This is a genomic window from Phenylobacterium ferrooxidans (genome assembly GCF_042714595.1).
Taxonomy (GTDB): domain Bacteria; phylum Pseudomonadota; class Alphaproteobacteria; order Caulobacterales; family Caulobacteraceae; genus Phenylobacterium; species Phenylobacterium ferrooxidans.
In genome coordinates, this window is sequence record NZ_JAOTJD010000061.1 from 1 (window position 1) to 17123 (window position 17123).

Consider the following 17123-nt stretch of genomic DNA (forward strand, 5'->3'; position numbering starts at 1 on the left):
CCGCGAGCCCCGCGGGCGTCGTGGCCCGGGCCGCCGCCGATGCGGCCACGGCAGAGGCCTCCGAGGCGCAAGCCGACGCCGAACCCGCCAACCTGGCCGGCGGCGACGCGCCTTCCATCCTCGACGAGGGCAAGGCCGCCGCCGCGCGTCAGCCGACGGCTGCCGCCCCGCCGCCGCCTGAAGCCGCCGCGCCCCGTCCCGTGACCACGCCGCCCGCGGCCATCGCCGCCGCAGCCGTCGCCGCCACCAACCCCGCCCCGCCGCCCGCGCCTGTCGCTGACACCGGCGACGCTCCGGCCGCCGTAGAGGCCGTGGTCGCCGCGGACGCAGTGGAGACCGCCGAGGCTGACGCCGCCCCCGCCCCCCCTGCCGCCGCGCCCAAGGCCAAGACCGCCGTCCGGGCCGCCCGCAATGAGACCGGCGCCCGCGCCGAGCCCGCCACCGCGCCCACCGTCGCCGTGGCCGACGCCGACCCCCTGGGTCTGGTGGTCGCCCCGACGCAGACCGCCGAGACCTTCGACTCCGGCTCCCAGGGCAAGCGCGAGAACGCCGCGCCGATCGTGGAGGCCAAGGCCGACACCGACACCGGTCAGCCCGTCGCCCCCAATGTCGGCGAGGCCGCCGCGACCGCCTCCACCTCGGCGCCCGTCGAGGCGCGCGCCGGTCCGCAGACCGTCGCCCACCTGGCCGCCCAGATCGTCAAGAAGCTGGAAGGCCGCTCCACCCAGTTCGACGTCGCCCTCAACCCCGAGGGCATGGGTCGGGTGGACGTGCGCATCGAGATCGGCGCCCAGGGCCGGCTCACCGCCTCCATGTCCTTCGAGAACCCCCAGGCCGCGGCCGAACTGCGCACCCGGGCAAATGAACTTCAGAAGGCCCTTGAACAGGCCGGCTTCGACGTCAGCGGCGGCCTTCGCTTCGACGTCGCCGCCGACCGCGGCCACGGCCAGGCCGGTCAGGGCCAGTTCGGCCAGGACGCCCACAACAACGGCGGCGCCTGGCGCGGCAAGGCCTTCCAGGCGGCGCTCGACAGCGCCGACCCGTCCGCCGACGTCGCGCTGTCGGGCGGCCTCAACCTCCAACGTCGGACCCTGATGTCTGGCGTCGACGTGCGAATTTAGGAAGCGTCAGATGGTAGATGCAGTTTCAAGTGTCGGTCAGACCGCCACCCAGTCGGGCACCAAGCGGCTCGCCGAGAGCTTCGACACCTTTCTCAACCTGCTGACCACGCAGTTGAAGAACCAGGACCCGCTCTCGCCCCTAGACTCCAACCAGTTCACCCAGCAGCTCGTCCAGATGACCGGGGTGGAGCAGCAGCTCTACGGCAACCAGCTGATGGAAAAGCTGGTGGCCAACACCGGTAGCGGGATCTCCACCGCCGTGGCCCTGATCGGCCGGGACGTCAAAGCCGGCACGGCTGAAAACGCCATCAAGGACGGCAAGGCGACCTGGAACTTCAACCTCAACCGGGCCGCCGACGACCTGAAGCTCGAGGTCCTCGATTCCAAGGGACGCACGGTCTACAGCGAGGCCCCGGCCGACATGAAGGCCGGTGACCACACCTTCAAGTGGAACGGCAAGGACGCCAGCGGCAAGCAGCTGGACGACGGTGGACCCTACAGCTTGAGGGTCACGGCCAAGGACAGCGCCGGGACCGGCGTCATCTCCAAGGTCAGCATCCAAGGCGTCGTCACCGGCGTCGAGCAGGTCGACGGCAAGACCCTGATCACCATCAACGGCGCGAAGATTCCCTGGGAGACCGTGACCTCGATCAACGAGGCCGCGCCCACCAACACCGCCAACAACAACGACAACAAGCCTACCCCGGACGAAGCGGCCGCCTGAGGCGCTTCGACTCCCTAACCCTTTGCGACCCCCGCAGAACGAAAGAAGGCAACAACCATGAGCATCAACAGCGCAATGCTCGCCGGCGTCTCGGGCCTGGTGTCGAACTCGTCGGCCCTGGCCGCCATCTCCGACAACATCGCCAACGTCAACACCACCGCCTACAAGCGCAACCAGGTGAACTTCGCCAACGTCGTGACCGCCCAGGCCGTGAAGGGCCGCTATTCGGCGGGCGGCGTGCAGGCGGTGACCCGCCAGTTCGTGGGCCAGCAGGGTCTGATCACCAGCGCCTCGTCGCCCACCGACCTCGGCATCTCCGGCGACGGCTTCTTCGTCGTCACCCAGAAGGCCAATGGCCTGACCGCCGCCGACAATCGCGCCTTCACCCGCTCGGGCTCGTTCAGCGTCGACGCCGACGGCTTCATGGTCAACGACGCCAAGCTCTATCTGCAGGGCTGGCCCGTCGAGGACGACGGCACCATGGACATCAACCCGTCGGACCTCACCAAGCTGGAGCCGATCAACGTCAAGAACCTGGGCGCCGCGGTGCGTTCCACCGCCAATGTCGCCATCAACGCCAATGTCGACAAGCGCCTGCCCACGGCCCAGGTCGACCTAACGGCCTATGACCCCAACGTCCAGGCCACCAGCATGGCCGGCTACGCCGATGGCCAGAACACCATCTACAAGCCCGACTTCACCATCGAGATGAACGTGATCGACTCCACGGGCGGCTCGCACAAGATCGCCATGTCGTTGATCCACGACCCGGCGGTCACCAACGAGTTCCGCGCCGAGATCTACACGATCCCGGGTTCTGAGATCGGCGACGGCACCACCTCGGGCCTGATCACCTCGGGCACCGTGCGCTTCACCGCCACCGGTCAGTTCGACAAGGCCAACTCCACCCTGTTCGGCGCCCTGGACGCCGATCCGCAGATCGTCCTGGGCGACTCCGACGGCGGCGCCGCACCGGCCTGGGCCACGGCGCTCGGCATCACCGGCCAGACCATCGACTTCGACTTCGACCGCCTGGCCTCGCGGCCCGAAACCTCCTCGGTGACCCAGGTCAACTCCGACGGCGCCAGCGTCGGCAACGTGGTGGGCGTCGAGGTCGACGAGAACGGCGTGGTCTCGGCCATCTTCGACAACTCCGAGATCCGCCAGGTCGCCAAGATCGCGCTCGCCACCTTCCCCAACCCCGATGGCCTGACCCCGGTCAGCGGCAACGCCTACCGCCCGACGATCCAGAGCGGTGAGTTCGTTCTGAAGGAGCCGACGGTGGCCGGCGCCGGTCAGATCGCGGCCTCTACCCTGGAAGCCTCCACTGTCGACTTGTCGGCGGAGTTCACAGGACTGATCTCGACCCAGAAAGCTTACTCCGCCTCCTCGAAGATCATCACCACCGCCGACCAGATGCTAGAAGAACTCATCAACATTAAGCGATAAGTCTTGGCGTTAATCAGCTTTAACTGGCGATGACATCTTAGACTGTACCGTTTTAGTACATGGGGGAGCGAATGATTAGGCCTTTTTTTACTATTGCGATTCACCGGCTGTTATGGCCTGCGTCGTATGTTCCCTCCGAATTGTGATGGTGGGAAAGGCGTAAAGCCATGTTGCAACAACAACAGCAGACCCGGACGAACAGCCGCGGCGAGCCTTATGTGATCGGTCCGACGGGGGTTCCCCTGACGATCGCCGATCTGCCGCCGGTGGACACCGGGCGCTGGGTGATCCGGCGCAAGGCTGAGGTCGTCGCCGCGGTGCGCGGCGGGCTGCTGACACTCGACGAGGCGTGCGAGCGCTACTCCCTGACCAACGAGGAATTCCTCGCCTGGCAGAAATCTATCGACCGTCATGGTCTGGCGGGCCTGCGGACCACGCGTCTGCAACAGTATCGCTGAACTCAACTCCCCCCAGATTGATGTTCGCGATGTGGCCGCCCCGGGCAACCGGGGCGGCCACACCCGTTCTGGGGGTCCGCGCGGCGCAGGCTCCGCCGGAAACGCCGCATCCTTTCAGGGCGCTCTAGGAACGCCGCTGCGCTTCCCGGAAGATCAGCTTGTCGATCCGGCGGCCGTCCATGTCGACGACCTCGATCTCGTATCCGCCGAGCCGGAGAACCTCGCCCTCCGCGGGCAAGCGCCCGAGCCGGTTGAGCACCAGGCCCGCCACCGTGTGGTAGCCTTGGCCCTCGCTCAGATCCTCGCCGATGATGTCCCCGAGTTCGAACAGGTCGGACCGACCATCCACCAGGAAGCTGCCGTCATCGCGCCGCAGGATGCGAGCCTCCGGCTCGTCATGGCTCTCGTTGAAGTCCCCCGCGATCATCTCCAGCAGGTCGGTGGGGGTGACGACGCCCTCCAGGCTGCCGAACTCGTCGACGATGAACGCCATGTGGGTCGGCGAGGACTTGAAGAGCTCCAGGGTCTTCAGGACCGTCGTGGTTTCCGGGATGTACAGCGGCGCGCGCACCATGCTCTCGAGATCGAGGGGGTCGCCCGCCAGCAGCGCGTCGGCGACCTGCGCCTTGTGCGCGATCCCCAGGGGATCATCGATGCCGCCGCTCCGCGAGACGACGAACCGCGAGTAGGGACAGGTACGGATATCATTGCGAAGCACCTCGTCGGGATCGTCGAGGGACACCCAGTAGACCTCCCGGCGCGGGGTCATGGCGACGCGAACCGGCCGGTCTCCGAGGCGCATCACCTCGTGCATCATCGCCCGCTCCTCCGGCTCGATGATCCCGGCGCCCGCGCCTTCGGCCAGGACCGTCTCCACCTCCTCCTGAGTGATGACGTCGCCCTGCACGTCCTTGATCCGCAAGATCATCAGGACGGCGGCCGTCGAGCCGGTGAGAAAAGTCACGAACGGGCCCATGCCGGCGGCCATCAGGGTCAGCGGCCGCGCCACGACCGCCGCGATGGTTTCCGGCATCAGCAGCGCCAGACGCTTGGGCACCAACTCGCCGACGATCAGCGACAGGTAGGTGAGCACGACCACCACCACACCGGTGGAGATCGCCTCCGAATAGTCGGCGAACTCCGGGACGTTTTCGAGAATCTTGTCAAACTCCGCGGCGATGGTGGCTTGGCCAAATGCGCCGGCCAGGATGCCGATGAGGGTGATGCCGACCTGTACTGAGGAGAGGAAACGGGTCGGATCCTCGGCCAGCAGCAGGGCTGCGGCGGCGCCTTTGTCCCCGCGCTCCGCTCGGCTCTGCAGCTTCTGTTTTCGCGAGGAGACGACCGCCAGTTCGGACATGGCGAAGACGCCGTTCAAGACCACCAACAGGAGGACCACGGCGGAGGCGAGGAGAAGCATTGCTTGGAGGCTCAAACGAGGCTGTCCTGCAGCCCCTTGAAAGCATACCGCGCTTTGCGGAGGCAGTTGAACGATTCAGCCTGAGCATGGGACCTCCGCCTGCGCCTGGCCCTGGCATGACTTGCGCACAGCTCCGCTTCAACGAAGCCGTTGGAGGGGTTTGCCGTGTCGAAACAGGACGGAATGTGGTTCGGGCTGGCGGGCGCCCTGGTCTGGGGCGCGGCGACGCTGTTCTATGTGGTCTTCGCCCGGGGCGTCATCGAGCACGCCTTCTGGTTCTACGTCGTCAACGCCGCCCTGGTGGCCATGGCGCTGGGGCTGTTCTTCCACATCACCGTGCGGTTCCTGGCCACGCCCCGCCGGCATCGCCGGCTCGCGGCCCTGATCTTCGCCGCCCCGGGCCTGGTGGGCGCGATGCTGCTTGGCCTCAACTTCTCGACCTTCCTGCCGCAGCTGCCGCCTGAGAGCCATGGCCGCTACGTCGCCCTGGTCCTGGTCAGCTACGCCCTGATGATGGCCCAGGCCCTGGAGCCCAGAACAAAGCGGGGGCCTGCCAAGAACTAGAGGGTGACGGGCGCCGAGACCGGCGTCCGGCTGTCACCCTCTGGGCCAGGGGCTGAGATCCGACAGCTTGCGGATCGTCACGGCGATCCGTTCCCGCTCGCCCGCGCGGCGCTCCACCAGCAGGCGGGCCACCTGGGCGTCGTCGTGGAAGGCGTAGCCCTTGATGGCGTCCAGGATCGCCTTGGCCAGGTTGTCGAGGTCCATCCAGGGCGGGTCGCCCACATATTCCATGACGATCTCCACCGAGAACTCGCCCCACGCCGGGCGCGATCCGCGCCAGGCCTTGCGGAAGAACTCGTGGATCAGCGGCTTGTAGACCTTGGCCTGGGTCGACAGGCCGTCGACCATGACCTCCATCACCCCCTCGCTTTCGCGGGCGCGCACCTTGGCGTGATGGGTCCAGCCGTCGTCCATGCCGCTCCTCTTAGACAGCTTTGCGCGGCGCCAGAACCCTTGCGCTCCTGACCGGCCCGGTTAAACCGGCGCATCGACCTGACAGGAGGCCAGACCATGACCGCGACCCGCACCGAAACCGACACCTTCGGCCCGATCGAGGTCGCCTCCGACGTCTATTGGGGCGCCCAGGCCCAGCGCAGCATCCAGAACTTCAAGATCGGCTGGGAGAAGCAGCCCAAACCGGTCGTCCGCGCCCTGGGCATCGTCAAGCGCGCCGCCGCCGAGGCCAATATGGAGCTGGGCCGCCTGGATCCGGTGATCGGCGCCGCTATCGTGGCCGCCGCCCAGGAGGTGATCGACGGCAAGCTGGACGACCACTTCCCGCTCTCGGTCTGGCAGACCGGCTCGGGCACCCAGTCCAACATGAACGCCAACGAGGTGATCTCGAACCGCGCCATCGAGATGCTGGGCGGGGTGATGGGCTCCAAGGCCCCGGTCCATCCCAACGACCACGTCAATATGAGCCAGTCGTCCAACGACACCTATCCCACCGCCATGCACATCGCCTGCGCCGAGCAGGTGGCCAAGGAGGTGATGCCGGCCCTCGAGCACCTGCACGCCGCGCTGAAGGTCAAGACCAAGGCCTTCGACCACATCATCAAGATCGGCCGCACCCACACCCAGGACGCCACCCCCCTGACGCTCGGCCAGGAATTCTCCGGCTACACCCAGCAGATCGCCAACGGCGTGCGTCGCATCAAGGACACCCTGGCGGGCCTCTATGAACTGGCCCAGGGCGGCACCGCCGTCGGCACGGGCCTGAACGCCCCGGTGGGCTTCGCCGAGCTGGTGGCCGCCAAGATCGCGGCCATCACCCGCCTGCCCTTCATCACCGCCCCCAACAAGTTCGAGGCCCTGGCCGCCCACGACGCCATGGTCTTCAGCCACGGCGCGCTGAACACCGTGGCCGGCAGCCTGTTCAAGATCGCCAACGACATCCGCTTCCTGGGCTCGGGCCCGCGGTCCGGCCTGGGCGAGCTCTCCCTGCCTGAGAACGAGCCGGGCTCGTCGATCATGCCGGGCAAGGTCAATCCCACCCAGTGCGAGGCCCTGACCATGGTCTGCACCCAGGTGTTCGGCAACAACGCCTCCATGACCTTCGCCGGGGCCTCGGGGCACTTCGAGCTGAACGTCTTCAATCCCGTCATGGCCTACAACTTCCTGCAGTCCTGCCGCCTGCTGGCCGACGCCTCCATCAGCTTCACCGACAACTGCGTGGTGGGGATCGAGGCGCGCGAGGACAACATCAAGGCCGCCCTCGACCGCTCGCTGATGCTGGTCACCGCCCTGGCCCCGAAGATCGGCTATGACGCGGCGGCCAAGATCGCCAAGACCGCCCACAAGAACGGCACCACCCTGCGCGAGGAAGCCGTTGGCGGCGGCTATGTCACCGACGCCGAGTTCAACGAAGTGGTGCGGCCGGAGAACATGATCCACCCGGGGTGATTGGCCCTTAAGGCAATCGGCGTTAGGCTCCACCTATGGGAAAGATCGAACTCAAGATCGAGATCGACGCCGACCTGCTTGCGAAGGGTCAGGCCGCCGGTCTCGACATGGCGCGGACGCTGGAGAATGGTATCCGGCAGGCGACCCGAGCTGAAAGCGACGAAGACAAGGCTCGACGTTGGGCGGAGGAAAATGCGGAAGCGCTAAAGGCTCAGCGCGAACGCATCGACGCTCACGGTGTGTTCGGCGAGGATCTGCGGACCTGGTAGGTGCGCCAGTTCGAGGTTCACCCCAATCCGGCCGCGCGCTCTCGCGCCAGCTTTCCCTATGTGGTCGTCCTGCGGTCTCATCTGTTGGCCGCTTCGCATGCCACGATCGTCGCGCCGATGCTCCCGCAGGACGGTCGGTCTGCGTTCACTGAAATCAGCGTGACGGTCCGCTTTCGAGACAGCGACCACATCGTTCTTGTGGGCGAAATGGCTCCGCTCGACACGCGCCTGCTGACCAGGGCGATCGGGGATCTAGGCGACTACGAGTACGAATTCCGCCGCGCCCTGGACCGCCTGTTCACGGGCTTCTGACCCTACTCCGCCGCGTAGACCAGCGGGTGGGCGTGGGCCCAGAGGTGGGCGCGGTAGGTTTCGAAGCACTGTTCGCCGCAGATCAGGCGCATGACCGCCCCCTCGGCGATGTGGCGGGCGCACTCCGGCGTCTCGGTCACCAGCGGGATCAGGGCCTCGGCGTTCCAGGCCTTGGAGTGCTCGACGTCCAGCTGGGCGTGCAGGGCGAAGTACTTGCGGCCCTCGGGGCTCACCCCCAGCCGCTTCAGGCCGGCGTCCACCGCGCCCACGCGGGTCGGGGCCGTCAGCTCCACGACGCCCAGAGCGCCGATCGACTGGTAGGTATATCGTCGGGTCGTCGCGAACGCCGTCATCACATTGGCCAGGCACAGCGACTGCCACAGGGTCGAGTCGATGGTCGGATGCAGATCCAGGCCCTTGGTGGTGCGCTCCAGCATCGGGCTGTGCATGCCGGCCTCGCTACCGCGGCCCATCTCGTCCCAATAGTTGCGGGCCAGCTCCAGCTTGGGCCGGGCCGGCAGCTTCACCTGGGTCAAGGCCACCAGGTCGTCGAAGCCCGCCTCACCGGCGGCCTCCTGGGTGAGGAACCAGCGCATGTCGTGAAGGGTGGCCTCGTTTTCCAGCCACGCGAACAGCGGGTCCCACTGGCCGGGGCCCGAGGCCTTGAGCTCTTCGAACCAGGCGATGAAGCCGTCGGGGTCTGTCGGGACCGCCGCCACCATCGGCGCGACATGTTCGCGGAAGGCCTCGATGAACGAGCCCTCGAAATGCTTCATCCGGGCCTCTTCGGCCACTTCGGCGCGCCAGTCGTCAGACGGCGTCCCCACCGCCATCCGCCGATGGTTCCAATGGGCCAGGCCCTTGTGCAGGGTCTCGGCGTCCGGAAACTGCGGGTTAAAGGCGCCGAGGCGCGACAGACGTTCACCACCAAACACGAAACACTCTCCCTCTTGGCCAGTAGGAGCGTCCGAAAGGCGGGCAGGTTCCTATGCCGACAGCCCGACAAAGCAACATACCATCGTTAGGCGAAATCGTCAGCGCAGGCGGCTGACCGCGAAGTCGGCGAGGTCTTCCAGCGCGGGCCGCCAGCTGTTGCCGGCCGGGAACTCCGCGAGTTCGCCCTTGGCCTTGCCGGCGTAGTCGGCGGCCAGGTCGAGGGTGGCGTCCAGGGCGCCGACCCCGGTGATGAGGTCGCGGGCCCGCTCGAAATCGCCGTCGGCCTGTTCCAGCCGCGCCACCGCCCGGTCCCAGAACGCCTTCTCGGCCGCGCCGGTGCGGGCGATGGCCAGCAGCAGGGGCAGGGTCGCCTTGCCTTCGCGGAAGTCGTCGCCGGGATTCTTGCCCAGGTCCTTGCTGACGCCGCTGTAGTCCAGGCTGTCGTCCACCAGCTGGAAGGCGACCCCCAGGTCCTGGCCATACTTGCGCAGGGCCAGGCACTGTTCAGGGCTGGCGCCGGCGGAGACCGCGCCGGCCTCGGCCGCGGCGGCGAACAGCTCGGCGGTCTTGGCCTTGATGATCTCCAGGTACATGTCCTGGTGCAGGTTCAGGTCGTGGGCGCGGGTCAGCTGCAGCACCTCGCCCTCGGCGATCACCCGGCTGGCGCGCGCCAGGATCTCCAGGGCCTGCATGGAGCCGGCCTCGACCATCAGTTCGAAGGCGCGTGCGAACAGGAAGTCCCCCACCAGGACACTGGCCGGCGCGCCCCAGATCAGGTGGGCGGCGACCTTGCCCCGGCGCAGTTCGGAGGAATCCACCACGTCGTCGTGCAGCAGGGTGGCGGTGTGGATAAACTCCACCGCCGCCGCCAGCTTGAGGCAGGAATCGTCCTGGGCGCCCGACAGGCGCGCCGCGGCGATGGTCAGCAGGGGCCGCAGACGCTTGGCCGAGCCGCCGATCAGGTGTTCGGCCAGGGCCGGGATCACCGCCACCGGGCTCTGCATCCGATCGCGGATCAGGGCGTCGACGCCAGCCATGTCGGGCTGCGCGAGTTCCATAAGGCCGTCGATGGAGGCGGGCTTTCGGGTGACCGGGGCGCTGACTGCGGCCACGAGGACTCCTGGTCTAGGCGACGACGATACGGGGGGACCGCCGTTTGCGGGGACAATGGTGACGCGATAAGGCACGGTCAAGGAGAGCACAACGCCCCACCGTTCCGATATGGCGATTACGAGTCAGCAAGCCGACATGGACGCAACACCCGAGGACCGGCTTCTGGACGGTCGCGTGCGCCTGCGTCAGGCGCCGGAAGGCTACCGCGCGGGCATGGACGCCGCCCTGCTGGCGGCCGCCTGTGACGCGCCGGACGGCGCCCGCGTGCTGGAGACAGGCTGCGGGGTCGGCGGGGCCCTGCTGGCCGCGGCGGCCCGCCGGCCGGGGGCCCTGTTCGTCGGGCTGGAGCGCGATCCGGCTACGGCCGCCCTGGCCCGGGAGAACGTGGCGCTGAACGATATGGCTGCGCGGGTGGAGATTCTGGAGGGCGACGTCGCCCTGCCCTTCAAGAGCTTGGGCCTGGCCCCCTTCGACGTCGTTATGGCCAACCCGCCGTACTTCGACGATCCCAAAGCCCTGCGCGCGCCGGCGCCCGCCAAGCAGGGCGCCTGGATGGCCGATGGCGGCCTTCAGGCCTGGACGAGCTTCCTGCTGAAGGCGGTGCGCGAAGGCGGGGCGATCACCCTGATCCACCGCGCCGATCGCCTGGCCGACATCCTGTCCCTGCTGGCGCCCAAGGCCGGCTCCTTCCAGGTCCGGCCCATCCACGCCCACGCCGATGCGCCGGCCAAGCGCGTGCTGGTCCGAGCCCTCAAGACGGGCAAGGCGCCGCTGCAGCTTTTGCCGCCCCTGGTCCTGCACCCACGCGAAGGCGCCAAGCACACGGCCGAGGCCGAGGCGATCCTGAGGGGGACCGCAAGGCTCGAGTGGCTCTAGTCGAAGATATCGAACAGATCGAAGCGCTTCTTGCGCCGGTAGCCGGGGTGACGGTGGTCATCGTCGTCGTCATCGTAATCGCGCCGAGGACGCTCGGGTTCGCGCCACATGCGCGGCGCGGCGCTCTCCTGGGCCGGCGCTTCCCCGCGCCCGGCCGCGATCAGCTTCTCAAGCTCCCCACGGTCCAGCCACACGCCCCGGCAGGACGGGCACATGTCGAACTCCACGGCTTGCCGGCTGACGGCCGACATCGAGGTGTTGCAGTTGGGGCAAAGCAGGAGGGGCATCGGATGGGGCGCTCCATGACATCCGGTTCAAGGGATGGGTGCGCCCGACGACCGGGACCGAGGACTGGGGGGCCAAACCTTCTAGGACCCAGCATCGAGCGCACCCGATGCAGTCCGACATCGCGATCCGCTCGGGGAGGAGAGCTATGGATCGCCAGAGGGGCCCGGCCTGCGATCCATGAGCTAGGTAGCCCGCGCGCGTTTGGGAAGGGTCGGCGCGGTCTTTTTTTGATCGGCCCCTGGCGGGCGACGGCGCGCGCCGTCTAACCTCCGCGGGCGGAACTCGCAGAGGGAGCGCGCGTGACCGGACCTTGGCAGCCTGACGAGAACGAGCCGGCTCGGCGCAACGTGACGCCGGTGCGGCTGCTGATCTGGCTCGCCGGCCTGGCCGCGGTGATGCTTGGCGTCTGGATGCTTCTGCAGGCGTTTCCCGGGGTGATCAGCTCGCCGGAGGACTGGGCCTGGGTGGGCTGGGGCGTCTTCATGATGGCCCTGTTCTCCACCGCCATGCTGGACGTCGGCCGTATCCGCTGGGCCGAGAAGGCGCGCCATGCCGCGATCTGGGCCGGCATTGTCGCGGTGCTGATCCTGGCGGTCAGCTACCGCACCGAGCTCGCCGGGGTGGCCCAGAGGGTGCGCATGACCCTGTCACCCTCCTATCCTGTCGCTACCGGGCCGCGCGAACTGGTGGTCAGCGCCGGCGACGGCGGTCATTTCCTGGTCATGGGCGAGGTCAACGGCCAGCGGGTCCGCTTCCTGGTGGACACCGGGGCCAGCGAGACGGTGCTGAGCCCCGCCGACGCCGCCCGCGTGGGGATCGATCTCGCCGCCCTGAAGTTCGACCGGGCGTCAGAGACCGCCAACGGCGTGGGCTACGGCGCAGCCTTCCAGGCCGACAGCCTGTCGGTGGGGGCCATCACCTTCCGCGACATGCCGATCATGATCAACCAGGCCCCGATGAGCAGCTCGCTACTGGGAATGACCTTCCTGCGCCGCCTGGAGTCCTTCCAGGTCAAGGGCGACAGGCTCCTTATGAAGGCCCACGAGTAGCCGACGCCATGGACGCAGGCGTACCCCTGGGGCGAGTTCCGCCGCCGCTGTGCCGACGACGGCGCCGAGGTGCAGATCAGCGACTACCGCACATAGCAAAAGGGGCCGGACATGCGTCCGACCCCTCTCGTCTTCGATACTCGGTGACGCCGCCCTAGTTGCGCGCGGTGTCCACCAGCTTGTTCTTGGTGATCCAGGGCATCATGGCGCGCAGGCGGGCGCCGACTTCCTCGATCTGGTGTTCGGAGCCCCGGCGGCGGGTAGCCTTGAAGCTCGGCGCGCCGACCGCGTTCTCCTGCATGAAGTCACGCACGAAGCGGCCCGACTGGATGTCCTCCAGCACGCGCTTCATCTCGGCCTTGGTGTCCGGCGTCACGATGCGCGGGCCGGTCACGTACTCGCCGTACTCGGCGGTGTTGGAGATCGAGTAGTTCATGTTGGCGATGCCGCCTTCGTAGATCAGGTCCACGATCAGCTTCACCTCGTGCAGGCACTCGAAATAGGCCATCTCCGGCGCGTAGCCCGCCTCGACCAGGGTTTCGAAGCCGGCGCGGATCAGCTCCACCAGGCCACCGCACAGCACGGCCTGCTCGCCGAACAGGTCGGTTTCGCATTCCTCGCGGAAGGTGGTCTCGATGACGCCCGAACGGCCGCCGCCGATGGCCGAGGCGTAGGCCAGGCCAAAGTCGTGGGCGTTGCCCGTCGCGTTCTGGTGGATGGCGATCAGGCAGGGCACGCCGCCGCCCTTCTGGTACTCGCCGCGCACGGTGTGGCCCGGGCCCTTGGGGGCGATCATCAGCACGTCGATCGAGTCTTTCGGCTCGATCAGGTTGAAGTGCACGTTCAGGCCGTGGGCGAACAGCAGGGCCGCGCCGTCCTTGATGTTGGGGGCGATCTCTTCGTTATAGATGCCGCGCTGCAGTTCGTCGGGCGCCAGCACCATGATGGCGTCGGCCCAGGCCGAGGCCTCGGCCACGCTCATCACCTTCAGGCCGTCGGCTTCCACCTTCTTGGCGGTGGCCGAGCCGGGGCGAAGCGCCACCACGACGTTCTTCACGCCGGATTCCGACAGGTTCAGCGCATGGGCGCGACCCTGGCTGCCATAGCCTACGATGGCGATCTTCTTGTCCAGGATGCGGGCGAGGTCGGCGTCGCGGTCGTAGTAGACGCGCATGGTCATTCTCCTGAAGACGAAGGTCGCCACGACGTCGCGCAACGGCGCCGCAGCAAAGGCGGGGCTTTGCAGCGGAATTTTGCGCGAAGGTCAAGCCGAACGGGCGCTTACAGGACATTTCGTCCCGTGACGCCCTCCCTCCCCTCTCGGGGAGGGAGGGATCAGATCACCAGAAGACGTCGTGGATCACCTGGACCACGCGGCCGGAGAACATGTCCACCAGAAGCACGTCGCCGCCAACCCGGACATATTCATAGCCAATCGGCGGGATCGGCAGGCCGTAGGACCACCAGTCGTTCAGCCGGTACTGGCTGCTCCACCAGCTGCGCGGCAGTTGGTCGCCATAGCTCCAGCTGCGGATGTAGAACCCTGACGGCGGGCGATAGGCATAGCCGCGATAGCGCTGATGGCTACGGAAGTTCTGGCCGTAGTGGCGGCGGTCGAAGCGGGGGCGCTGCTGGTGGCGGTCGGGACGCCAGTCGCGGCCGTTGTTGTTCCAGCCACTGCTGTTGGCGCCGTTGTTGTTCCAGCGCGGATCGCGGTCGTTGCGGCCGTCCCGGTCGCCGCGCCCATCCCGGTCGTTGCGATCGTCGTGACGTTGGCTCTGCCAGGTTTGCCCCTGTCGCGGCCCCTGGCCATGGTTCCAGCGCTGCCCGTTCTGGGACGGCTGCTGAGCTTGCTGGCCCTGCTGCCCCTGCTGGCGCGACTGCCAGTTGGGATCGCCACGGCGGCCACCCTGGCGGCCCTGCGGCTGACCCTGGGGCTGCGCCTGGGCCTGCGGCTGCGGCTGAGCCTGGGGTTGCGGCGCCTGCGCCTGGGGCGCCGGTTGGCGTTCCTGCAGGGAGGGCGGCACGTTGCGCGAACTGGCCCGCATCGCCGGATTGTAGCCGCCGTCGCCGCGGCTCTCGCGCCGGCGCTCTTCGCCATTGTCCTGGGCCAGGGCCACGGGGGCCGTGGAGGCCAGCAGCACCAGCGCCAGGGCGCCCTTCATAACCGTCTTCATGTCACTGTTCCCTGGCCGGACACGGCCGATGGCTGTCCCTTTAGCCAAGGTTAATGGCCGGGCCTGTGTGAACCGCGCTTGAACGGAATCCCCGGTGACCTGACATAGAGCGCGTCAGGGTTAAGTGGAGGCCGGTTAATCCGCCCGACGCGCTCTACACTTTAGAAATTAGAGCCTTTTGAACGGGTCAGATTTTTCATCTGACCCTAAAGGCTCTAGGGGCCGACCCAGGGAGAGCGCGATGCCCGCCACACCGCACGACATCACCGGCTTCTGGCGGACCGCCGGCCCCAAGAGGTGGTTCGCCAAGAACCCCAACTTCGACGCCGCCATCCAGCTGAAGTTCGAGCCGGTGCACTACATGGCCGCCCTGGGCCGCCACGACGCCTGGATGGCCACCGCCGAGGGCTCCCTGGCCCTGCTGATCCTGCTGGACCAGTTCCCGCGCAACCTGTGGCGGGGCACCGGCCACGCCTTCGCCACGGACGGCAAGGCCCGCCTGATCGCCCGTCACGCGGTGGCGACCGGCCAGGACCTTGAGATCGAGCCCCTGCTGCGGCCCTTCGTCTACCTGCCCTTCGAGCATTCCGAGGACCTGGCCGACCAGGACGAGGCCGTGCGGCTCTGCGCGGCGCTGGGCGACCCCGAGACGCTGAGATACGCCGAGATGCACCGCGACATCATCCAGCGCTTCGGACGCTTCCCGCACCGGAACGTCTCCCTTGGACGCACGACGACTCCGGAGGAGCAGGCCTTCCTGGACGAGGGCGGGTTCGCGGGCTGAAGCGCTAGTGGTTTATCTGCTGCGAGTTCTGGCTCTCGATGAACTGCTCACGCTCCCGCTCCTGGCGCGCCTCCAGCTCGGCCTTGTCGTAGCAGACCCGCTTGGTGAAGCGGGTGCCGGTGGTGGTCTCCGTCCGGCAGATCATCTTGATCCGCTTCTCGCCCTTCTTCAGCGGCGCGGCGACCGGGACCCGCTCCACCACAGCGGGCGCCTGTGGCGCGGACGCGGGCTCTTTGTCATCCGCAGCGCCCAGCGCCGCAGCCATCAACAGGACAAGAATCATGAAACCCCCAGTCTGGAACTCTACCCAAGGTTCCACATCCTGCGGGGGTGAGGCAATCGCGGACCTGCCGGGAGGCGAACCTCCGGGACGTCAGCGGCCGCGGACGTCGGAGAAGGCCGACTTCATGGCCATCTGCCGCATGGCCTCCTGGTCTTCCTCCGAGCGCCGCTTCCAGTCCTCCAGGGACAGGCAGGTGCGCTTGGCCAGGCGGGTGCCGGTGGGAGCCTCCTGGCGGCAGACCATCTTGATCCGCTGCTCGCCCTTGTTCAGGGGGGCGGCGACGGGGATGGCCTGGGGCGTGGCCGCCTCGGCGCTGGCGGCGGGCTGGTCGGCGCCGCTGAGCGCGGCGGACATGAGCAGGGCGAGGATCATGGGCATAAGTCCAAAGTGTCGCGTGAGCCGAGCTTGCTACCGGTATAGGCCAGACACAAGCTCATCACCGCAGCAACCGATTCGATTTTTGATCCGGAAATCATGAACGCGCCTGTCCGCCATCTTGTCCGTGACCGCGCCGCGCCGGAGCATCCCGAGCGACAGTATCTCGACCTGCTGGCCGACATCCTGGAGAACGGCGTGGAGCGCGGCGACCGCACCGGCACTGGCACGCTCGGCGTCTTCGGCCGCCAGATGCGGTTTGACCTGTCCCAGGGCTTCCCCCTGCTCACCACCAAGCAGCTGCACAGGAAGTCGATCTTCGTGGAGCTGCTGTGGTTCCTGAGGGGCGATACAAACGTTCGTTGGCTCCAGGAGCGCGGCGTCTCCATCTGGGATGAGTGGGCCGATGCGAACGGCGAGCTCGGCCCCGTCTACGGCAAGCAGTGGCGCTCCTGGACCGCGCCGGACGGCCGGGTGATCGACCAGATCGCCGCGGTGATCCACAGCCTGAAGACCAATCCCGACAGCCGCCGCCACATCGTCTCGGCCTGGAACCCGGCCGAGATCGAGGACATGGCCCTGCCCCCTTGCCACTGCCTCTTCCAGTTCTTCGTCGCCGACGGCAAGCTGTCGTGCCAGCTCTACCAGCGCTCCGCCGACGTCTTCCTGGGCGTGCCCTACAACATCGCCAGCTACGCCCTGCTGACCATGATGATGGCCAAGGTGACGGGCCTGGAGCCCGGCGAGTTCGTCCATACGCTCGGCGACGCCCACCTCTATCTGAACCACCTCGACCAGGCCCGCGAGCAACTGACCCGCGATCCCCTGCCCCTCCCGCGCCTCGAGATCGCCGACAAGGCCGACCTGTTCTCCTACGACTACGAGGACTTCAAGCTGCGCGGCTACAAGGCCCACGAGAAGATCAGCGCGCCGATCTCCGTATAAACCCGCTCATCCCGGCGAAGGCCGGGATGTGGATTCTCGTTCGAAGTGCAACACCCTGGAGAAGGCCTCGGCTGGGGT

At 67.6% G+C, this 17123-nt stretch carries 22 protein-coding genes; 13 read left to right on the forward strand and 9 right to left on the reverse strand.

Translation table 11 applies throughout. The features are described from left to right. The 4 genes from OCL97_RS21315 to sciP all read left to right on the forward strand — a co-directional run. Positions 1–1121 (forward strand): flagellar hook-length control protein FliK (locus tag OCL97_RS21315; protein ID WP_377371725.1); only part of this gene is annotated, 1121 nt, incomplete at its 5' end. Between the two features lie 10 nt (positions 1122–1131). Next, on the forward strand, positions 1132–1845 hold the full coding sequence (locus tag OCL97_RS21320) for a flagellar hook assembly protein FlgD (protein ID WP_377371726.1): 714 nt from the start codon (positions 1132–1134) through the stop codon (positions 1843–1845). Between the two features lie 57 nt (positions 1846–1902). Continuing rightward, the gene (locus OCL97_RS21325; RefSeq protein ID WP_377371727.1) at positions 1903–3294 is read left to right on the forward strand and encodes a flagellar hook protein FlgE; all 1392 of its coding nucleotides are present in this window, start codon (positions 1903–1905) and stop codon (positions 3292–3294) included. A 167-nt stretch (positions 3295–3461) separates the two neighbouring features. Next, positions 3462–3752 carry a CtrA inhibitor SciP gene (sciP, locus tag OCL97_RS21330; RefSeq protein ID WP_215341474.1) on the forward strand — a complete coding sequence of 97 codons (291 nt, stop codon included), beginning with the start codon at positions 3462–3464 and terminating at the stop codon, positions 3750–3752. A 124-nt stretch (positions 3753–3876) separates the two neighbouring features. On the opposite strand, the gene OCL97_RS21335 is transcribed toward sciP, so the two are convergent. After that, positions 3877–5172: a hemolysin family protein gene (locus OCL97_RS21335; RefSeq protein ID WP_377371728.1), complete on the reverse strand. Its 1296-nt coding sequence runs from the start codon at positions 5170–5172 to the stop codon at positions 3877–3879. A 165-nt stretch (positions 5173–5337) separates the two neighbouring features. On the opposite strand from OCL97_RS21335, the gene OCL97_RS21340 reads away from it, so the two are divergent. After that, positions 5338–5736 (forward strand): DUF5367 family protein, encoded by a 399-nt coding sequence (locus OCL97_RS21340; RefSeq protein ID WP_377371729.1) that lies wholly within the window; start codon positions 5338–5340, stop codon positions 5734–5736. 33 nt (positions 5737–5769) lie between these two features. Here OCL97_RS21340 and OCL97_RS21345 read toward each other — a convergent pair whose 3' ends face one another. After that, positions 5770–6150 carry a RusA family crossover junction endodeoxyribonuclease gene (locus OCL97_RS21345; protein ID WP_304778587.1) on the reverse strand — a complete coding sequence of 127 codons (381 nt, stop codon included), beginning with the start codon at positions 6148–6150 and terminating at the stop codon, positions 5770–5772. Positions 6151–6246: 96 nt separating this feature from the next. Here OCL97_RS21345 and fumC point away from each other — a divergent pair, with 96 nt between their 5' ends. From fumC to OCL97_RS21360, 3 genes are read left to right on the forward strand one after another with little or no spacing between them, the layout of a single operon-like run. Beyond that, positions 6247–7638 (forward strand): class II fumarate hydratase, encoded by a 1392-nt coding sequence (gene fumC, locus OCL97_RS21350; RefSeq protein ID WP_377371730.1) that lies wholly within the window; start codon positions 6247–6249, stop codon positions 7636–7638. A 35-nt stretch (positions 7639–7673) separates the two neighbouring features. Beyond that, complete coding sequence (locus OCL97_RS21355; RefSeq protein WP_305703300.1) at positions 7674–7907, forward strand: type II toxin-antitoxin system CcdA family antitoxin; 234 nt, start codon at positions 7674–7676, stop codon at positions 7905–7907. Next, on the forward strand, positions 7908–8219 hold the full coding sequence (locus OCL97_RS21360) for a CcdB family protein (RefSeq protein ID WP_305703299.1): 312 nt from the start codon (positions 7908–7910) through the stop codon (positions 8217–8219). It begins immediately after the preceding gene. A 2-nt stretch (positions 8220–8221) separates the two neighbouring features. On the opposite strand, the gene OCL97_RS21365 is transcribed toward OCL97_RS21360, so the two are convergent. Both OCL97_RS21365 and OCL97_RS21370 read right to left on the reverse strand, forming a co-directional pair. Continuing rightward, positions 8222–9154 (reverse strand): iron-containing redox enzyme family protein, encoded by a 933-nt coding sequence (locus OCL97_RS21365; protein WP_377371731.1) that lies wholly within the window; start codon positions 9152–9154, stop codon positions 8222–8224. A gap of 99 nt (positions 9155–9253) precedes the next feature. After that, positions 9254–10225 (reverse strand): polyprenyl synthetase family protein, encoded by a 972-nt coding sequence (locus OCL97_RS21370; protein ID WP_304778675.1) that lies wholly within the window; start codon positions 10223–10225, stop codon positions 9254–9256. 178 nt (positions 10226–10403) lie between these two features. On the opposite strand from OCL97_RS21370, the gene OCL97_RS21375 reads away from it, so the two are divergent. Continuing rightward, complete coding sequence (locus OCL97_RS21375) at positions 10404–11144, forward strand: tRNA1(Val) (adenine(37)-N6)-methyltransferase (protein ID WP_377371732.1); 741 nt, start codon at positions 10404–10406, stop codon at positions 11142–11144. Here OCL97_RS21375 and OCL97_RS21380 read toward each other — a convergent pair. Then, the gene (locus OCL97_RS21380) at positions 11141–11431 is read right to left on the reverse strand and encodes a TFIIB-type zinc ribbon-containing protein (RefSeq protein WP_304778601.1); all 291 of its coding nucleotides are present in this window, start codon (positions 11429–11431) and stop codon (positions 11141–11143) included. The genes OCL97_RS21375 and OCL97_RS21380 overlap by 4 nt on opposite strands. A gap of 300 nt (positions 11432–11731) precedes the next feature. Here OCL97_RS21380 and OCL97_RS21385 point away from each other — a divergent pair, with 300 nt between their 5' ends. Further along, positions 11732–12481 carry a retropepsin-like aspartic protease family protein gene (locus OCL97_RS21385; protein ID WP_377371733.1) on the forward strand — a complete coding sequence of 250 codons (750 nt, stop codon included), beginning with the start codon at positions 11732–11734 and terminating at the stop codon, positions 12479–12481. Between the two features lie 154 nt (positions 12482–12635). Here OCL97_RS21385 and ilvC read toward each other — a convergent pair whose 3' ends face one another. After that, complete coding sequence (ilvC, locus tag OCL97_RS21390; RefSeq protein WP_340647433.1) at positions 12636–13655, reverse strand: ketol-acid reductoisomerase; 1020 nt, start codon at positions 13653–13655, stop codon at positions 12636–12638. Between ilvC and OCL97_RS21395 the strand changes: the two genes are divergently transcribed. Further along, on the forward strand, positions 13654–13785 hold the full coding sequence (locus OCL97_RS21395; RefSeq protein ID WP_304778609.1) for a hypothetical protein: 132 nt from the start codon (positions 13654–13656) through the stop codon (positions 13783–13785). The two genes, ilvC and OCL97_RS21395, sit on opposite strands and share 2 nt — an antisense overlap. 36 nt (positions 13786–13821) lie before the next feature. Here OCL97_RS21395 and OCL97_RS21400 read toward each other — a convergent pair whose 3' ends face one another. Beyond that, positions 13822–14658, reverse strand: coding sequence for an RcnB family protein (locus OCL97_RS21400; protein WP_377371734.1), 837 nt, complete (start codon positions 14656–14658; stop codon positions 13822–13824). 241 nt (positions 14659–14899) lie between these two features. Here OCL97_RS21400 and OCL97_RS21405 point away from each other — a divergent pair, with 241 nt between their 5' ends. After that, the gene (locus tag OCL97_RS21405; RefSeq protein WP_377371736.1) at positions 14900–15442 is read left to right on the forward strand and encodes a DUF924 family protein; all 543 of its coding nucleotides are present in this window, start codon (positions 14900–14902) and stop codon (positions 15440–15442) included. A gap of 4 nt (positions 15443–15446) precedes the next feature. On the opposite strand, the gene OCL97_RS21410 is transcribed toward OCL97_RS21405, so the two are convergent. Both OCL97_RS21410 and OCL97_RS21415 read right to left on the reverse strand, forming a co-directional pair. After that, positions 15447–15725, reverse strand: a complete 279-nt coding sequence (locus tag OCL97_RS21410) for a hypothetical protein (RefSeq protein ID WP_304778616.1) — start codon at positions 15723–15725, stop codon at positions 15447–15449. 90 nt (positions 15726–15815) lie between these two features. After that, on the reverse strand, positions 15816–16097 hold the full coding sequence (locus OCL97_RS21415; RefSeq protein WP_377371737.1) for a hypothetical protein: 282 nt from the start codon (positions 16095–16097) through the stop codon (positions 15816–15818). A 102-nt stretch (positions 16098–16199) separates the two neighbouring features. On the opposite strand from OCL97_RS21415, the gene OCL97_RS21420 reads away from it, so the two are divergent. Next, entirely contained in the window at positions 16200–17045 is an 846-nt protein-coding gene (locus OCL97_RS21420; RefSeq protein ID WP_377371738.1) for a thymidylate synthase, read from the forward strand. The last annotated feature ends 78 nt before the right edge of the window (positions 17046–17123 follow it).